Origin of the sequence: Coleofasciculus sp. D1-CHI-01, assembly GCF_040218875.1 — a bacterium.
In the GTDB taxonomy this organism is placed as follows: Bacteria; Cyanobacteriota; Cyanobacteriia; order Cyanobacteriales; family Coleofasciculaceae; genus Coleofasciculus.
The window spans coordinates 1-15,158 of the sequence record NZ_JAVJQP010000196.1 but is presented as its reverse complement, the minus strand read 5'-3'; the positions used below and the strand labels follow the sequence as shown (position 1 = coordinate 15,158).

Below are 15,158 nucleotides of genomic sequence, written 5' to 3'. Positions count from 1 at the left end.
TTCCCTATTAATTCGCTGTTCCAGACGTAGGAATGGTACGTCTATCTAAAAACGGTAGCATTTTGATGGGAAAGTGTCTCTTTATTTTTATAGGATCAGTGGTAGGTGTTAGGTTTTTTAGCTTCCAACAGACAATTGACACCCGACACCCGACACCCTTGCTCAACCGAGCTTTTCACCTTAAGTTAACACCAATAGCAGCCCTCACCCCCAGCCCCTCTCCCAAGCTTGGGAGAGGGGAGTCAGAGGGGAGTCAGAAGGGAGTAGGAAAAGAAGGGAGGGATGATAAACGCACAATCACCCGATTCTTGTCGGAGGTGCTGACTACGCCGAACGTAAGGATTGGGTTTGCCAGTGACGCTGTTGAAGCTGGTGCATGTGGTTAAAGAGTTGCCAACAGTAAGATTCACTTAGCCCACAAGTAATAGCCCCACGCAGCACAACATTAAAATACCAATCGTTCGGTGCTAATTCTTCGGCTAATTTTTCCACAACCACATAAGTCCGGACATTGTGATAGATTCGTCCTTGACAAGACACTTCTATGGTTTCTCGTCGATAGCCACCACGGGGTACTTCTTCCCGGTGATCAAGAGGATCACTAAATCGCTCAGGTAAGCGGTATAAGACGCCTTCAACCGTTGCGTTCACATCGTTCACATCGGGGACTATATCCAGTACACCACAGTTCCGCCGTGCTGACTTGCGGTTAAATCCCAGTCTATATCCGTTGAGAACGGCTGAACCTAGGACGAAAGCATGAGTATTTTCACCTAGCGATCGCTTTAAATCAACAGGACACATACAGGAGCCATAGGCAAAGTAGTAAAAGGTTGGCTCTGTCTGAGGGAACTGTAGCACATTAGCTACGGGTGAAGACGGTTCAAGAGACGGTGAGGGTGAATCTTGACGATCGCGAGGCTGAGTTGTCATCGCTGGCTAAAGACTACAATACTAAACGGCAAAGGCTTAAGCAATATATTGTCAACTAAGTCAGGGGAACGAACTGTAGCCGATTTTTCATATTAAATCAGTGTAGCTCAATCCTGAATCAACCCCGTTGGTATAATTGCAACATAATTGCAACGGCGATCGCACGAACGCAGGCGGTATCATAAATGTGGGTAGTACAACACGCTAAAGAGGAGAAACATTGGCAAGTGCTGACTCGTCAACAGAGTTGACCAATCGCCTCTATAAGCAGCCTGGTGTCTTCGAGTCAGAAGAATCTCTAGGCTTACCCCGAAAATTTGGCGTACACTATCCACAGCAAGATTGCAAACTTTGGCGTTACTTACCCCTGAACTCATGAAGTCCTGCTTATCCGATATGGCTAACCTGAAGCGGCGTCTAGGCATAGCGCTGATACTGCCAATTAGCCTTATGGGAGCGATCGCGCTTCCGACTCCCCTCAAAGATGCCCAAGCCCAAACTGGGGATGGACGTGCTATCACGGTTCGGGCAGATATTCAAGAAGCGAATTCCCAAACTGGCGTTGTCACAGCACGGGGTAATGTACAAATTGATTATCCGGCTCGCCAAATTCAGGCAACGGCGGCTCAAGCTCAATATTTTAGTCGAGAACGGCGTATTGTTCTCACGGGGAATGCTTACGTTTTGCAACAAGGCAATAGTCTGCGCGGTGAAACGATTACCTATTTAATTGATGAAGGGCGCTTTGTTGCTCTACCGAAAACGGAACAACAGGTTGAATCGATCTACATTGTGTCTGATCCAGAAGCTCCAACTCAACCTGTCGCGCCGCCTGTAACTCCTCCCTTTAATCCCAAACCTGTGTTCAAAACTCCAGTCAGTGATCCATAATTGTTATTTATTATTTGTTATTTGTCATTTGTTATTCGTTAGCGCCGAAACCCTTGAGATACCGTAGGGTGGGTTTCGACTTCGCAAGGGGCCACCAGCATACCAGTCAGTACCCTTCAACTGAACACTAATCGGGGCGGGTTTAGTTACATCTGGGTGACAGCCAACGATAGTAGTGAAACCCGCCCCTACAGACTAAAAACTTGGTCGGGGCGGGTTTAGTTACATCTGGGTCAAAAGGAAACGATAATAGTACAACCCGCCCCTACAGATGTGCCATGGCACGTCTGTACACATTACATAACTCTCCAACTGAGGTAGCTATTCTTGAAAATCGTTTTAGAGAATATTCATAAATCCTATAACAAGAAGTCTATCGTTAACCGCGTCAATCTATCGGTGGCACAAGGGGAAGTTGTGGGGCTGCTCGGTCCAAATGGTGCGGGAAAAACGACCACCTTTTACATTGCTATTGGTCTCGAAAAACCGAATCAAGGGACAGTATGGTTAGATGATAATGACATCACCAAGCAGCCGATGCACCAGCGGGCGCGTTTTGGGATTGGCTATTTGGCGCAAGAACCCAGTATCTTTCGGAATCTGACAGTTCGGGATAATCTTCGACTGGTGTTAGAGCAAACGGGTGTACCGCGTCAAGAATGGCGCTGGAGGTTACGAACGTTGATCGAAGAGTTTGGCTTAGAAAAAGCAGCGAATACGATTGGGAGGCGGGTTTCTGGGGGTGAACGTCGTCGCACCGAATTGGCAAGGGCGTTAGCTTCAGGCGTAGAAGGACCCAAGTTTTTATTCTTAGATGAACCTTTTGCTGGGGTTGATCCGATAGCTGTGGCTGAGATCCAAAAAATCATTGCCCGGTTGCGCGATCGCGAAATTGGGGTTTTAATTACGGATCATAATGTTCGCGAAACCCTAGCCATCACCGATCGCGCCTATATCATGCGAGATGGGCAAATTCTGGCATCGGGTAGCGCTGAAGAACTTTACAACAACCCGTTGGTGCGACAATATTACTTGGGTGATGAGTTTCAAAAATAATCCTGGCTATTTCTCGATGTTTCGTAAATAGCCCTCAAACCCATAGATAAACATAAGACGAATGACATAAGACGAATGACGAATGACGATCCGTAAATCTCTACCTCTTTTCTCATTTATTCCTGGCGTATCGGTGATGGATCGTTATATTATCACCGAACTCATTCCCCCATTTTTATTTGGGATGGGAATGTTTTCCTCAGTGGGGGTAACGATTGGTAGCTTATTTGACTTGATGCGGAGAGCGGTGGATGAAGGACTACCAGCCACATTAGTGCTGAAAGTGCTGCTGTTGAGTTTACCTCAGTTCATGGCGTATGCTTTTCCTACATCTGTCTTGTTAGCCACCTTATTGACCTACAGCCGTCTGTCTAGCGACAGTGAACTGATTGCGTTGCGAAGCTGCGGGGTGAGTATTTATCGCCTAGTGCTACCCGCGTTATTACTCAGTTTAGTTGTGACTGGCATGACCTTTGGATTTAATGAATACGTTGTCCCTGCCTCTAACTATCAAGCAACGATAACCTTAGAAAAGGCATTAGGAGAGGAAAAACCCACCTTCAAAGAGCGCAATATCTTCTATCGAGAATATGCAGAGGATAAAACACTCAAGCGCTTATTCTACGCTCAAAATTTTGATGGTGAGCGGATGAAGGGCTTAACCATTCTCGACTGGTCTCAGCAAAGTCTTAACCAAATTGTCACCGCTGATTCCGCAATATGGAATATAGCGCAAAGTACTTGGGATTTCTATAACGGTACGATTTATTTAGTGTCACCGGATGCCTCCTACCGTAACATCGTGCGGTTTGAACACCAACAACTACAATTACCTCGCATTCCCTTGGATTTGGCGAGAAAAGACCGCGATTACGATGAAATGAACATCACTCAAGCCAGAGAACGTCTAGAGTTAGAGCGCCAGAGTGGGGATGAGGAGGACATTCGCAAACTCAAAATCCGCATCAGTCAAAAATTTGCATTACCCTTTGCTTGCGTTGTTTTTGGCTTAGTTGGGGGATCATTAGGCAATCAACCTCAGCGTACCAGTAAAGCCACAGGCTTTGGGATTAGCGTGTTAGTGATTTTTGCGTATTATATGCTAATGGCGATCGGAGATGCTCTAGGATTAAGTAACTACCTCCCCCCCTTAATCTCGGCGTGGTTGCCCAATCTGATGGGGTTTGCGGTTGGCGGATTTTTGTTAATTCGAGCCGCCCGGTAGGGGTTTGGTCTCCAAACCCTAAACCTGCAAACCCCTCAACCGAACAGCATTGTGCTATAACCTGTCCGAACGGGTGAGTCGCAGAGTCTATCAGATTGGATATAATTAGTGGGTTGCACTACAGAACCAACCGTTTACTCAGAAAAAATCAATCCTTTAAAATATTTCTGTAACAAAAGTTACATTATCCTACTTATTCTGACTCGGTTCGTTCAATTTTTGTCAAATCATACTACCGGCTTGCGCTATGTCATCTCCCAATCAAGTGCCTGCGTATCTGCGCTATTTAAAAGCCCGACTTCAACCCTTAAGGCAACCCAAATTTTGGCTATCAGTCATGGGCTTTGGCTTAATCGTGTTGTTTGTCTGGGAATATTGGCAGAATCCCGATTGGTTGAGTTTTTTGGAAGAAGACCCAATCCGCGAGCAATTTGAGAACTCAACGGATGAGACAACACTTTCGGCTGAAGAACTTGCCGCTAACATGGCAGATATTGACAGTTCGGCAGTCCTCATCGAGGAATTTGACCAACAGAATGCTCTAGCGTTGGCTAATCTACCGAACCAGAAGCCCGGAGACAAAAAAAATTCCTTGACCGCATCGGTACCCGAACCGCCGTCAACCTCTACTCCCTCAATCCTAAATAGTGCTGCTGAGTCAAAACCAAGCTCCAGCAATCCCTTCGCCAAAGCCTCACAAGACTTTCTCATGGGGGATATTTTATCGGGGAAGGGACTCTTTCCTGACCCAAATATGTTAAGTTCTGAGCCTTCGTCGTCAAACTCAGAAACGACTTCTGCGAATGCTTTCCAAGAATTGACTGAGGTGTCAGGAACTGAGGCGTCTCAAACGAACAATCAAAATTCTGAGCAACTGACGCAACGTTCTGATACAAATCAAAGTCAAACCGTGCCAACCTCTAGAACGAGTGAACAAACCCGAGTTCCATCACTAACGACGCCAAGGACGACAACCAACCGTGGGATGATACAGCCTAGCTACCCTCCGGCTTCTGTACCGACGGTATCGGGTTACAATGGTGCCGGACAGCCCACCTATCCCACAGGAGTGGCACCGAATGGAACCGTTTACAACGGTGCGGGACAGCCCATGTATCCCTCCGTTCCTGCCCCTCCAGTCCCAGCAACGGGTGTCACCACCTCTCCTGTGATACCTACAGCACCTGGCAACTCCGCTAATGTTGGACAATATCCGATTCAACCCAATAATGTTCCTAGCGCCGGAAATAATCCGACACCCATTACACCAGGATTGCAGGAGAGTCAGCTCAATCGCTCACAACTAAATGCACCCCGTTAGTCGCCTCGTCGCCTTCCATGTCTAAAAAGGCAGTGCTGCTGTTGATTTTCAAGGTGCGATCGCATTCCCAATATGTAGGGGCGGGTTTAGGGATTAAATGAGTAAACCCACCTCAAACCCCACAACGAAACCCGCCCTAATCCCCACCTAAATTTTTGATTAATTCCCAACCCGATAACAAAACCCATCTGATTTAAGGCGCGATCGCACTGTCCTACGACTTAGTGCAGGCAGAAGTCTTTGACCACTTCTACCTGGCACTATTATTTAACCATCCGATGAGGGACTAGAAGTGTTTAATAATTGCGTCGGCAAATTCAGAACACTTCAACGGGGACTCAAGCCGTGGGGTCATCATCCGGGCTAAGTCGTAGGTTACTTCCCGATTAGAAATAGCACCGCCAATTCCCCGTGTAATCAGGTCAGCCGCTTCTTGCCATCCCATATATTCCAACATCATCACCGCCGATAGGATGAGTGAACCGGGATTAATTCGGTCTAAACCCGCGTGCTTGGGTGCTGTGCCGTGGGTGGCTTCAAAAATTGCACAGGTGTCACCAATATTGGCACCGGGTCCCATGCCTAAACCTCCTACCAGGGCAGCCGCCGCGTCGGACAGATAATCCCCATTCAGATTCATCGTCGCCAGAATCGAGTATTCATCCGGGCGAGTCTGGATTTGTTGGAAAATACTGTCCGCAATCCGGTCATTGACCATGACTTTTTCTTTCCACTGACCATTGCCGTGGGTGTCCCAGATGGCATTGAGAACACTTTCGACTTCTGCCGTCGCTTCAGCCCGCTTTTCCGGTGTCAGGGCATCGTAACCAGGTTCAAGCTTACGGGCATTGTCATCGAGGCTGATATCTGGGTCATGTTCTTTATTGCTCAATATCCAAGATTCTCGTTCGGTAACACATTGCGCCCGGAATTCTGTGGTCGCTAGTTCATATCCCCAGTCTCGAAATGCACCTTCGGTGTATTTCATAATATTACCCTTATGCACCAAGGTAACCATTTGCTTGGCTTTAGGTAAGCTTAAGGCGCGTTCAATGGCGCGACGAACCAGACGTTGAGTACCGGTTTTGCTGATGGGTTTAATCCCAATCCCTGAGTCAAGGCGAATCTGCTTTGTGCCATGTTCTGGCGTGGCTGGAATAAAATCGTTATTGAGAATTGAAATCAGTTTGTCGGCAATTTCGGTTCCCTGACGCCACTCAATTCCCAGGTAGATGTCTTCTGTGTTTTCCCGGTAGATAATCAAATCTAGTTTCTCGGGTTCTTTGTGGGGCGAGGGTGTCCCTGAGTAGTATTTGCAGGGACGCACGCAGGCATAGAGATCATTAATTTGACGCAGGGCGACGTTGAGCGAACGAATACCTCCACCAATTGGTGTGGTTAAGGGTCCCTTAATCGCAACGCCGTATTCTTTAATCGCGGTTAAGGTGTCTTCCGGTAAATATTGATACGTGCCGTACTTGTCGCAGGCTTCATCACCGGCATAAATTTTAAACCAGGTAATGTTCCGCTTCCCACCATACGCCGTTTGCACCGCCGCATCAATAACCTTTTGGGTGGCGGGCCAAATATCGACACCTGTGCCGTCTCCCCGAATGAAGGGAATAATCGGATCATCAGGAACAATGGGTTTGCCATCCTCGAAGGTAATGCGAGACCCTGTATCTGGAGGTGTGATTTTTTCGTACATAAAACTCTTTCGCTAAGGTTTAAATCAGCATCACAATTATTGATGCTCCGAAAAAGTTACCAGATCTCTTGGCGGCTGGGAACTTTATTAAGTTTTTTTGCAGATTGCTGTCGAATGAGGACGAAAATAGCAAGAAATTGGTAACAAAGATAACGGACGTTTCAGGAGTTACCCCTTACTCATTACCCCTTATAAAAGGCACAGCTACAAGCTTGGACTCGATAGCCTAGGGTTTAGACACTCGCTGAACTCAACTATTATGCTGGAATAAAGCATCTGTGTTGGCTATCGTGGCGCATTATGTTACTCGATAGAGCCTAGCTCGGCGTTAACCCGACTGTGTGATGGGGTAGCCGATGACAGAGGGTTGGTTCATCTGTCCTCAGGTTGGCTTGTCATTAAATGTTTGTGGCAATACGCTACTGAAGTCGCTAGGCTATTACCAACACTGAGTTTTTTGCTCCTGATTCCTGCTCCTGTCTGGACGCTTCTTGCCCAAGGAAGGACGTTCTAAGGGAAAGCGTCTCACCACCCTAACCTTCAACCTTTTGATCCATGACTGACGACCAACGATGAAAAAAATTTTAGTGGTTGATGATGATAGAACATTACGCATTACTCTGACACGCGCCCTGGAAAATATGGGATATCAGGTTCAACAGGTGAGTTCTGGGGCAGAAGCTTTGGAGGCTTGTGTTAAAAATCCACCGGACTTGGTGGTTTCTGATGTGATGATGCCAGAGATGGATGGAATAGAATTTTGCCGTCGTCTGCGGGCGACTCCATCCGGTCAACTGATGCCGTTTATTTTTCTATCAGGCAAAGGAGAACTAGAAGACCGGATTCACGGTCACTCCATCGGCGCGGATGATTATCTGATTAAGCCGGTTAATCCTAGAGAATTAGCGGCTAAAATCGAGGCTCAGCTTGAGAGAACCCGTCGTATCCATGCTCTGATTGTTCAGTTGATGCAGCTTAATGCCAGTTCTGCTGTCACGGAGTTAGCGAACCAAGCCAAAACCGCTCAAGCGACCGAGGTTCCAGCACCCCAGGAAGAAGAAACTGTCACCCCTACGCCTTTACCGTTGACACCTGCAGAAGAACGAGTGTTTTGGGAAGTGATTCAAGGATTGACGAACAAACAAATCAGCAATCGCTTGTTTATCAGTCCACGTACTGTTCAAACCCACCTAAGTAGTATTCTAAATAAGTTAAAGCTGGGGAACCGCGCTCAGCTTATTCGTTTTGCCTATGAAAAAGGTTATCAAGCTCCGAGCAATGGTTAGGAAGGCGGGGGAGCAGGGGGAGCATGTAGAGACGTAGCATGCTACGTCTGGGAGCAGGGGGAGATGGGGCGCAATGTTCATAGCACGTCTGGAAGCGGGTGACTTCTTTTTACTGCTAAGTGAGGTGATTAGACCGATGTTCTAAAGTAATCTTGTCAATTTTAGAGTTTCAGGCGTTCAAGCGAGCCACTTTGCCTCGACAATAGGATCAGTTGCCGCAACTTCAAACACGTCGCTTCATGATAGACCAAACGAGTGCCTCTGTACCCGAAACCTCTAACCAGCTTGCCGAGTTGACTAGCCAACTCGAGTCGAGTTCTGAGAAAAAACAACTCCAGCTTATTCCAGAACTGGTGAATCAGGGGGATGCTGGTTTAGATGTTTTGATGGACTTTCTGCAAGCGCAATCCTCAACTCCTCCCAGTCTCAGTGTCGGTTTGGCATACCAAGCCCTTTATCAGGCAAAGACTGCCAAAACTGAGGAGTTCCTACAAAACCATTTTCCGACCGGAATTGTTCCCCTGTTGTCTGAACGGGATATTGACTACGCTCCCCTACAACAGTTACTTGCCGAGCAAGAGTTTCAGGCAGCGGATAGGTTGACATTGGAGAAACTTTGTGAGTTGGCTGGGTCTGCTGCTGTACAGCGCAAATGGTTGTACTTTTCCGAAGTGGAGAGGTTCCCGATTCCCGATTTACAGACGATTAATACTCTGTGGGTGATTCACTCTCAAGGTAAATTTGGATTTTCTGTGCAGCGGGAAATTTGGCTGTCTGTGGGCAAAAACTGGGAAAAACTGTGGCCCAAAATTGGCTGGAAGTCCGGGAATAGCTGGACTCGATACCCCAATGAGTTTACCTGGGATCTCAGCGCCCCCAAAGGTCATCTACCGCTTTCTAATCAGCTACGCGGTGTCCGGGTTATTGCCAATTTGCTGTCTCATCCGGCGTGGTTAAGTTAAAGTTGGTCATTTGGCATTTGTGGTAATTTAACGGCTAGGTCGGGGCGGGTTTAGTTACATTCGGGTGACCACAAATGATAGAGGTGAAACCCGCCCCTACAGGTTTCTCATCTCCCTCTGCTCCCCCTGCTCCCTCTGCTCCCCCTGCTCCCCCTGCTCCCCCTGCTCCCCCTGCTCCCTCTGCTCCCTCTGCTCCCCCTGCTCCCTCTGCTCCCCCTGCTCCCCCTGCTCCCAGACGTAGCATGCTACGTCTCTACATGCTCCCTCTGCTCCCCCTGCTCCCCCTGCTCCCTCTGCTACGGTAGCCAGTGGGGGAGAAATCCTGGTAATAATGGCTCAGGTTGTAGTTGTACGGGTGTTTCTGAGGTTATAGATTCATCTAAGGGCAATAGCCAAAGACGTCCAGTTGCGATCGCTTGTCCTTCGTCGTTCCTTAAACTGTCAATGGCTGAGGCGGGTCGGGTGGCTACCTGATCGAATAATAAGGCTAAACCATCTGGGGATAAACTCAGTTGAATATCACGCTGTTCTGGCAGAACGACTAAGGGTTGTATTGGACTCTCCTCACTATCGGGTTCAGTGTCGAGATTAACGGCGGCGATAAAGGGTTCCTCGCGATACTCTTCCCCTTGAATCAGTTGCGTCAGGAGACAATAGAGGGTTTCCTGACTGGGGGCGAACTCACAGTTGACAATCGAACCGGTTGTGCGGAGGAGTTCTTCCTCAGTTCCCTGATTATTGACCAAAAACAGCGATCGCGTATAGTCGGTATTAAATTTCACCATTGTCGCTGCTGCACCATCGCTGGCAAAGCTGAGAACTTGACCAAATTTGGGCAGAAAGTCTAGAGGTTCGGCGTCGGCGTTTAAGGGCAAAATAGCCACCCCTTGTCCTTGCGCTACGGCTAATGAGGCACTATCTGGGGCAATTAAAAATTCCCCACCGGGTTGATTCTCTAAGGGTTGGGGTTCGCCATCAGCGGGGATCATCCACAGACCAAAGTCAGCGGGATCTTCTCGATTCACTCGCTGTACCACAATGATTTGTCCGTCTCTGGATAAGTCAAATTGCAGATTTTGATAGTTTTGGCTATCTAAGACCAAATCCAGCTTACCAGGGGTTTGCTGAGCCGGAGAACGCTGATCTGGAGAGAGAAACGACATTCCTGTGGTTACGGTGTACAGTTGTGCCGTGAGTAACCCCTTTGCCTGATTTTGGCGATCATTGGCAGAAAATAAAATGCGATCGCTCCCTGGATAGGGCTGAAAGTCCAGTACTACCAAATCAGCAGGTGTCAGCAGCGTTTTTTGCTGTTGGGTGAGATTATAGAGAATTAACCGCCCTTGTTCCTCTCCTTCAACGCCAATGTAAGCAAAAGCGCGATCGCGACTGTGAAAGGTTGCCTGAAACGGTTCCATGACGGTACCGTCTTCTTCAACTCCTGGTATTTTCTCCTTTGCGCCCTGAAGCTGAACCTGATAGTCATTACCATAGGGAATCGGCGAAAGCAACGTATACGCCATTTTTCGCCCCGCCCAGCTAATCTTGCCCTCGATTGGCGGTATCTCTGAGGGACTCACCTCACCCTCTGGCAAAACTGGCGTGATTTTGAGATTCGCTTCTACGCTGGCGTGGTTCATCGGACGGCTAAAGGTTAGAATAAACGCCGTATCCTCTGCACTGACGTATTTGTCCTGCCAACTGAAATCCCTAACTCTAGGTCGAGTGGTATCGCCTGTCAATAGCACGATGCCAATAAACAGACTTAACACTACCATGATTATCAAAGCCAGACGATCAATGGGTTGGAGAAATTTTTTAGATGGTAAGGTTGGAGCAGTCATTTCAACGATCACACCTTTTGCTCTAGCATTCTAGTCTAAATCTCCCTCCAGACAGTAACCATATAGGGTGCAGGCTTTCTCTACTGACTCTTGTCCGGATAAAACAGGGTGTTGTTACCGAATCTTTATATTAAATAATCTGTAAAGTTCTGTAAATTCATCCTTTGGGTGTATTGAATCTATTGTGAGGCGTTTTTAAATTAAGGAGAATACGCCTCGACCCCTGCATATATTACACGTTGCTGACTTACTGCCATGATTTCCCACCTCTATCAGCCCTCAACAAGTCGCCTTTTCGATACCCGTACCCCGGATAAATTGTCTGTGGAACCACTTTGCTTAGATGAGCGTATCCTCGGTGCAGCAAGCTGTGGCATTGTCCTCAGCGATGCTTGCCAACCGGATCTGCCGATTATCTATTGCAATCCCGCCTTCGAGAGAATTACCGGCTATTCTCGTCAAGAGGTGGTTGGACGCAATTGCCGCTTCCTGCAAGGCGCAGATACTGATCCGCAGGTGGTTGAGCAAATCCGTCAGGCTCTACGAACTGAGCAAGAGGTGAAGGTAGTCCTTAAGAATTATCGCAAAGATGGGACACCCTTTTGGAATGAGCTAGCGATCTCACCGATTCGAGACGCCAAGGGGCGCGTGATCTATTTTGTTGGCGTTCAGACTGATATTACATCTCAAAAGCAAGCCCAAGAGGAACTTCAGCGCAATCATGCTTTATTAAAGGCGCAACAAGAAGCTGATCCGGATGGTGTCATTGTCATTGCTCCCAATGGTCAAATCATTAATCACAATTCTCGCTTTTGCCAAATGTGGCAGGTTCCTGATGACATGATGAAATCCTCCGATAAAGAGGAATTTTTAGAATGTGTGTTGCCCTTAATTGCTGAACCGCTAAAAGTGTTTAGTAAAGTCGAATATCTGGAACAGCATCCGCCACTAACTCATAAGGATGAAATTCAGCTAACTGATGGACGAATTTTCGAGCTTTATTCCACGCCAGCTTTATCGGCTACAGGAACGTGCTACGGCAGAATTTGGTCATTCCGTGACATTACCCAAAACAAACGAACTGAACAGCAATTAAAGCAACAAGCCAAGCAAGAACGGCTTTTGAGCTGTATAAATCAGCGAATTAACCAATCCTTGAATCTGAATGAAGTCCTGAATACAGCCGTCGCAGAAGTGCGAAAATTTATAAAGTGCGATCGCACTCTGATTTATCGGTTTGACCCAGATTGGGCAGGAACCGTTGATGTGGAGTCAGTTGGCGGTGGGTGGATGAGAATTGTCGGCACAACCATTGAGGACAATTTTTTTAAGAATCCTGACGTGACATCGCTTCTCTATCAAGACGGTTATATTCGAGTTATTGACGATATCTACAACGCCAATTTAAGCCCCTGTCACATTGAATTACTTGAAAATCTTCAGGTTCAGGCTAGCTTAGTCGCCCCTATTCTACAAGGTAAAAAGCTCTGGGGATTACTGGTTGCCCATCACTGTTCGGAAGTGCGACAATGGCAGCAACAGGAAATTGAATGTGTGCGAAAACTTAGTATTCAGTTAAGCATGGCAATTCAGCAAGCGGCATTGTTTGAGCAAGTCTCGGCTGAACTCAAGGAACGCCAAGCCGCTGAAGCCGCCTTGCGAGAGTCGGAAACAAACTTGAAGGAAAAAGCCACCCAGCTTGAAAAAACTCTGCGTGAACTTAAACAGACTCAACTTAAACTGATTCAAAATGAAAAAATGTCGAGTTTGGGACAGTTAGTAGCAGGAATTGCTCATGAAATTAATAATCCGATTACGTTTATCTCTGGGAATATTTATCATGCCAATCAATATGCTCAAGATTTATTGGAGTTAGTGCAACTCTATGAACAGCACTATCCCCAACCTGCACCAGAAATTGAAACCTTAACTGAGGACATTGATATCGAATTTCTCCGAGAAGATTTGCCCAAACTTCTTAGTTCCATGCAATTCGGGGTTAACCGTCTGGAAACGTTAGTTGGTAGCCTAAAGAATTTCTCCCGCCTGGATGAAGCTGAACGTAAATGCATGGATGTTGAACAAGGGATGGAGAATACGCTGTTAATTTTGCAGCACCGCTTAAAGCCGGACGCTTCTACTATCCAAGTCGTCAAAGACTATGGCAAGTTGCCATCTGTAGACTGTTATCCAGGACAACTCAATCAAGTCTTTATGAATTTGCTGAATAATGCCATTGATGCTCTCAATTCCGGGGATGAACAAGGGTATAAGAATAAGGGTTCAGCATCAACAGAACTCTCTTTTCCTGATCATGCTCCTACGCCGACGATATGGATTCGGACTGAATTATCGGAGCGCAATTCTGTATTGATCCACATTGCTGATAATGGTTGTGGCATTCCTGAACACATCAAGGAACAAATTTTCGACCCATTTTTTACCACAAAACCTGTAGGAGAAGGAACAGGGTTAGGATTATCGATTAGCTATCAAATTGTCGTAGACAAACATGGGGGAAATTTACATTGCTTCTCCGCACCCGGATGCGGTACAGAGTTTGTGGTGGAAATTCCCTTATTGTAGGGTTCCGCAGATGCTTCGTTTCGTTCCTCCGCTTCGCTCCGGACTCCACTCAGCATGACAGATTACCTCTTTCACTGCAACTTGGTATTAGTCGCCGGAGTGTGAGATTTTACGGTTAAATTGGGGGCAAGCCTTCCTTGGTGTCAACTTAACCGAATCTCATCCAATAATTTGCTCAATCATCCGATTGGCTTGCGATCCATACCCACCACCAAAAAGATTGAAGTGATTGATGATATGGTACAAGTTGTACAAGGTTTTGCGCTGCTTATACCCCGAATCTAACTGCCACACTTGGTTATACCCCCGATAGAACGCCGCCGGAAAGCCCCCAAACAATTCTGTCATGGCAATATCCGCTTCGCGATCGCCGACATAAGTTGCCGGATCTAACAGTACAGGTTCCCCTGATGTGGTAATAGCCGCATTTCCCCCCCACAAATCCCCGTGAATCAAAGAGGGTTTGGGTTGATGATCCAACAATTCAGGAACTTTTGCCAATAATTGATCTTGTCCCGGAAAATGTCCCCCGCGACGCCGTGCTAGTTTAAATTGATATCCTAATCGATGTTCGGCAAAGAATTCTGCCCAATCATCCATCCAATCGTTAATTTGTGGCGTTGAACCAATGGTGTTGTTTTGATTCCAACCAAATCGTCCGTCTTTGTCTTGAGGCGGAGTCGCCTGATGCATCGCCGCTAGCTGGCGTCCCATTTCTACCCAGGATTCACTATTCCCACCGCCAAATTCCAGCCACTCTAGGACAATATACGCCGAATTTCCAGCGACACCATAGACGATGGGTTGCGGAACTCGAATCGCATGGGTATCTAGCATTTCCTTTAATCCCAACGCCTCTGCTTCAAACATACTGACTTGAGAGGCTTGGTTAGTCTTGACAAAATAGGTAGAATCGTCACCGATTAACGCACAACCCTGATTAATGCAGCCGCCACTCACCGAACGGCGGTTCACGACTTCAAAGGGTTTGCCTGTGACTTGGCTAATCTGGGCAGCTATTTCTGTCCACATCGTTGATATTGGTAGGTTGGCGGCAGACTTCCAACGTCAGTTTATCAGAAAGGAGGATCGACGTTGAATTCTTTTTCCGTGGAGCCTTCTATCCTCTGCCCTGGAACCTTCTGCCTTTCCCCGTGATCCCGTAAGACAATTAGGGGCTGCTGAATAAGTCTTGTGGTGAGGGGGAGCTGGGGAAGCTGGGAAAGCTGGGGGAGCTGGGGGAGCAAGGGTACATTTTACCTGAGCAAGGTGATGCCATACTTATGAAGGATGCTACCCCATTTCCTTGCACTTTATCCACTGTCAATATGGCTCAAAGCATTGAT

Annotated in this window: 12 protein-coding genes; 7 read left to right on the top strand and 5 right to left on the bottom strand. The window is 47.2% G+C overall.

All coding sequences use genetic code 11. The annotated features are described in order from the left end of the window. Nucleotides 1–324: 324 nt before the first annotated feature. Nucleotides 325–933, bottom strand: a complete 609-nt coding sequence (locus RIB93_RS32735) for a gamma-glutamylcyclotransferase (protein ID WP_446379543.1) — start codon at nucleotides 931–933, stop codon at nucleotides 325–327. A gap of 396 nt (nucleotides 934–1,329) precedes the next feature. Here RIB93_RS32735 and RIB93_RS32730 point away from each other — a divergent pair, with 396 nt between their 5' ends. The 4 genes from RIB93_RS32730 (at nucleotide 1,330) to RIB93_RS32715 (ending at nucleotide 5,426) form a co-directional block, all read left to right on the top strand. After that, entirely contained in the window at nucleotides 1,330–1,824 is a 495-nt protein-coding gene (locus tag RIB93_RS32730) for an LptA/OstA family protein (RefSeq protein ID WP_446379541.1), read from the top strand. Nucleotides 1,825–2,151: 327 nt separating this feature from the next. Then, on the top strand, nucleotides 2,152–2,880 hold the full coding sequence (gene lptB, locus RIB93_RS32725) for an LPS export ABC transporter ATP-binding protein (protein ID WP_006098580.1): 729 nt from the start codon (nucleotides 2,152–2,154) through the stop codon (nucleotides 2,878–2,880). A gap of 82 nt (nucleotides 2,881–2,962) precedes the next feature. After that, complete coding sequence (locus RIB93_RS32720; RefSeq protein WP_446379539.1) at nucleotides 2,963–4,105, top strand: LptF/LptG family permease; 1,143 nt, start codon at nucleotides 2,963–2,965, stop codon at nucleotides 4,103–4,105. A 247-nt stretch (nucleotides 4,106–4,352) separates the two neighbouring features. Continuing rightward, nucleotides 4,353–5,426 (top strand): hypothetical protein, encoded by a 1,074-nt coding sequence (locus RIB93_RS32715; RefSeq protein WP_446379537.1) that lies wholly within the window; start codon nucleotides 4,353–4,355, stop codon nucleotides 5,424–5,426. A gap of 286 nt (nucleotides 5,427–5,712) precedes the next feature. Here RIB93_RS32715 and RIB93_RS32710 read toward each other — a convergent pair whose 3' ends face one another. Next, nucleotides 5,713–7,134, bottom strand: a complete 1,422-nt coding sequence (locus RIB93_RS32710; protein WP_446379535.1) for an NADP-dependent isocitrate dehydrogenase — start codon at nucleotides 7,132–7,134, stop codon at nucleotides 5,713–5,715. Nucleotides 7,135–7,706: 572 nt separating this feature from the next. On the opposite strand from RIB93_RS32710, the gene RIB93_RS32705 reads away from it, so the two are divergent. Next, nucleotides 7,707–8,420 carry a response regulator transcription factor gene (locus RIB93_RS32705; protein WP_446379533.1) on the top strand — a complete coding sequence of 238 codons (714 nt, stop codon included), beginning with the start codon at nucleotides 7,707–7,709 and terminating at the stop codon, nucleotides 8,418–8,420. Nucleotides 8,421–8,659: 239 nt separating this feature from the next. Next, nucleotides 8,660–9,382 carry a GUN4 N-terminal ARM-like repeat domain-containing protein gene (locus tag RIB93_RS32700; protein WP_446379529.1) on the top strand — a complete coding sequence of 241 codons (723 nt, stop codon included), beginning with the start codon at nucleotides 8,660–8,662 and terminating at the stop codon, nucleotides 9,380–9,382. A 34-nt stretch (nucleotides 9,383–9,416) separates the two neighbouring features. Here the strand turns inward: RIB93_RS32700 and RIB93_RS32695 are convergent, their stop codons facing one another. Further along, nucleotides 9,417–9,626 carry a hypothetical protein gene (locus RIB93_RS32695; protein WP_446379527.1) on the bottom strand — a complete coding sequence of 70 codons (210 nt, stop codon included), beginning with the start codon at nucleotides 9,624–9,626 and terminating at the stop codon, nucleotides 9,417–9,419. Between the two features lie 52 nt (nucleotides 9,627–9,678). Continuing rightward, nucleotides 9,679–11,226: an Ig-like domain-containing protein gene (locus RIB93_RS32690; RefSeq protein WP_446379525.1), complete on the bottom strand. Its 1,548-nt coding sequence runs from the start codon at nucleotides 11,224–11,226 to the stop codon at nucleotides 9,679–9,681. A gap of 255 nt (nucleotides 11,227–11,481) precedes the next feature. Between RIB93_RS32690 and RIB93_RS32685 the strand changes: the two genes are divergently transcribed. Beyond that, nucleotides 11,482–13,812 (top strand): PAS domain-containing protein, encoded by a 2,331-nt coding sequence (locus RIB93_RS32685; RefSeq protein WP_446379523.1) that lies wholly within the window; start codon nucleotides 11,482–11,484, stop codon nucleotides 13,810–13,812. Between the two features lie 159 nt (nucleotides 13,813–13,971). On the opposite strand, the gene RIB93_RS32680 is transcribed toward RIB93_RS32685, so the two are convergent. After that, complete coding sequence (locus RIB93_RS32680) at nucleotides 13,972–14,844, bottom strand: fructosamine kinase family protein (RefSeq protein ID WP_446379521.1); 873 nt, start codon at nucleotides 14,842–14,844, stop codon at nucleotides 13,972–13,974. Nucleotides 14,845–15,158: the final 314 nt, after the last annotated feature.

Excerpts from the sequence above, each read along its gene's own strand:
- RIB93_RS32735 (WP_446379543.1), bottom strand. The coding sequence starts at position 933 with ATGACAACTCAGCCTCGCGATCGTCAAGATTCACCCTCACCGTCTCTT.
- RIB93_RS32730 (WP_446379541.1), top strand. The coding sequence starts at position 1,330 with ATGGCTAACCTGAAGCGGCGTCTAGGCATAGCGCTGATACTGCCAATT.
- RIB93_RS32720 (WP_446379539.1), top strand. The coding sequence starts at position 2,963 with ATGACGATCCGTAAATCTCTACCTCTTTTCTCATTTATTCCTGGCGTA.
- RIB93_RS32715 (WP_446379537.1), top strand. The coding sequence starts at position 4,353 with ATGTCATCTCCCAATCAAGTGCCTGCGTATCTGCGCTATTTAAAAGCC.
- RIB93_RS32710 (WP_446379535.1), bottom strand. The coding sequence starts at position 7,134 with ATGTACGAAAAAATCACACCTCCAGATACAGGGTCTCGCATTACCTTC.
- RIB93_RS32705 (WP_446379533.1), top strand. The coding sequence starts at position 7,707 with ATGAAAAAAATTTTAGTGGTTGATGATGATAGAACATTACGCATTACT.
- RIB93_RS32700 (WP_446379529.1), top strand. The coding sequence starts at position 8,660 with ATGATAGACCAAACGAGTGCCTCTGTACCCGAAACCTCTAACCAGCTT.
- RIB93_RS32695 (WP_446379527.1), bottom strand. The coding sequence starts at position 9,626 with ATGCTACGTCTGGGAGCAGGGGGAGCAGGGGGAGCAGAGGGAGCAGGG.
- RIB93_RS32690 (WP_446379525.1), bottom strand. The coding sequence starts at position 11,226 with ATGACTGCTCCAACCTTACCATCTAAAAAATTTCTCCAACCCATTGAT.
- RIB93_RS32685 (WP_446379523.1), top strand. The coding sequence starts at position 11,482 with ATGATTTCCCACCTCTATCAGCCCTCAACAAGTCGCCTTTTCGATACC.
- RIB93_RS32680 (WP_446379521.1), bottom strand. The coding sequence starts at position 14,844 with ATGTGGACAGAAATAGCTGCCCAGATTAGCCAAGTCACAGGCAAACCC.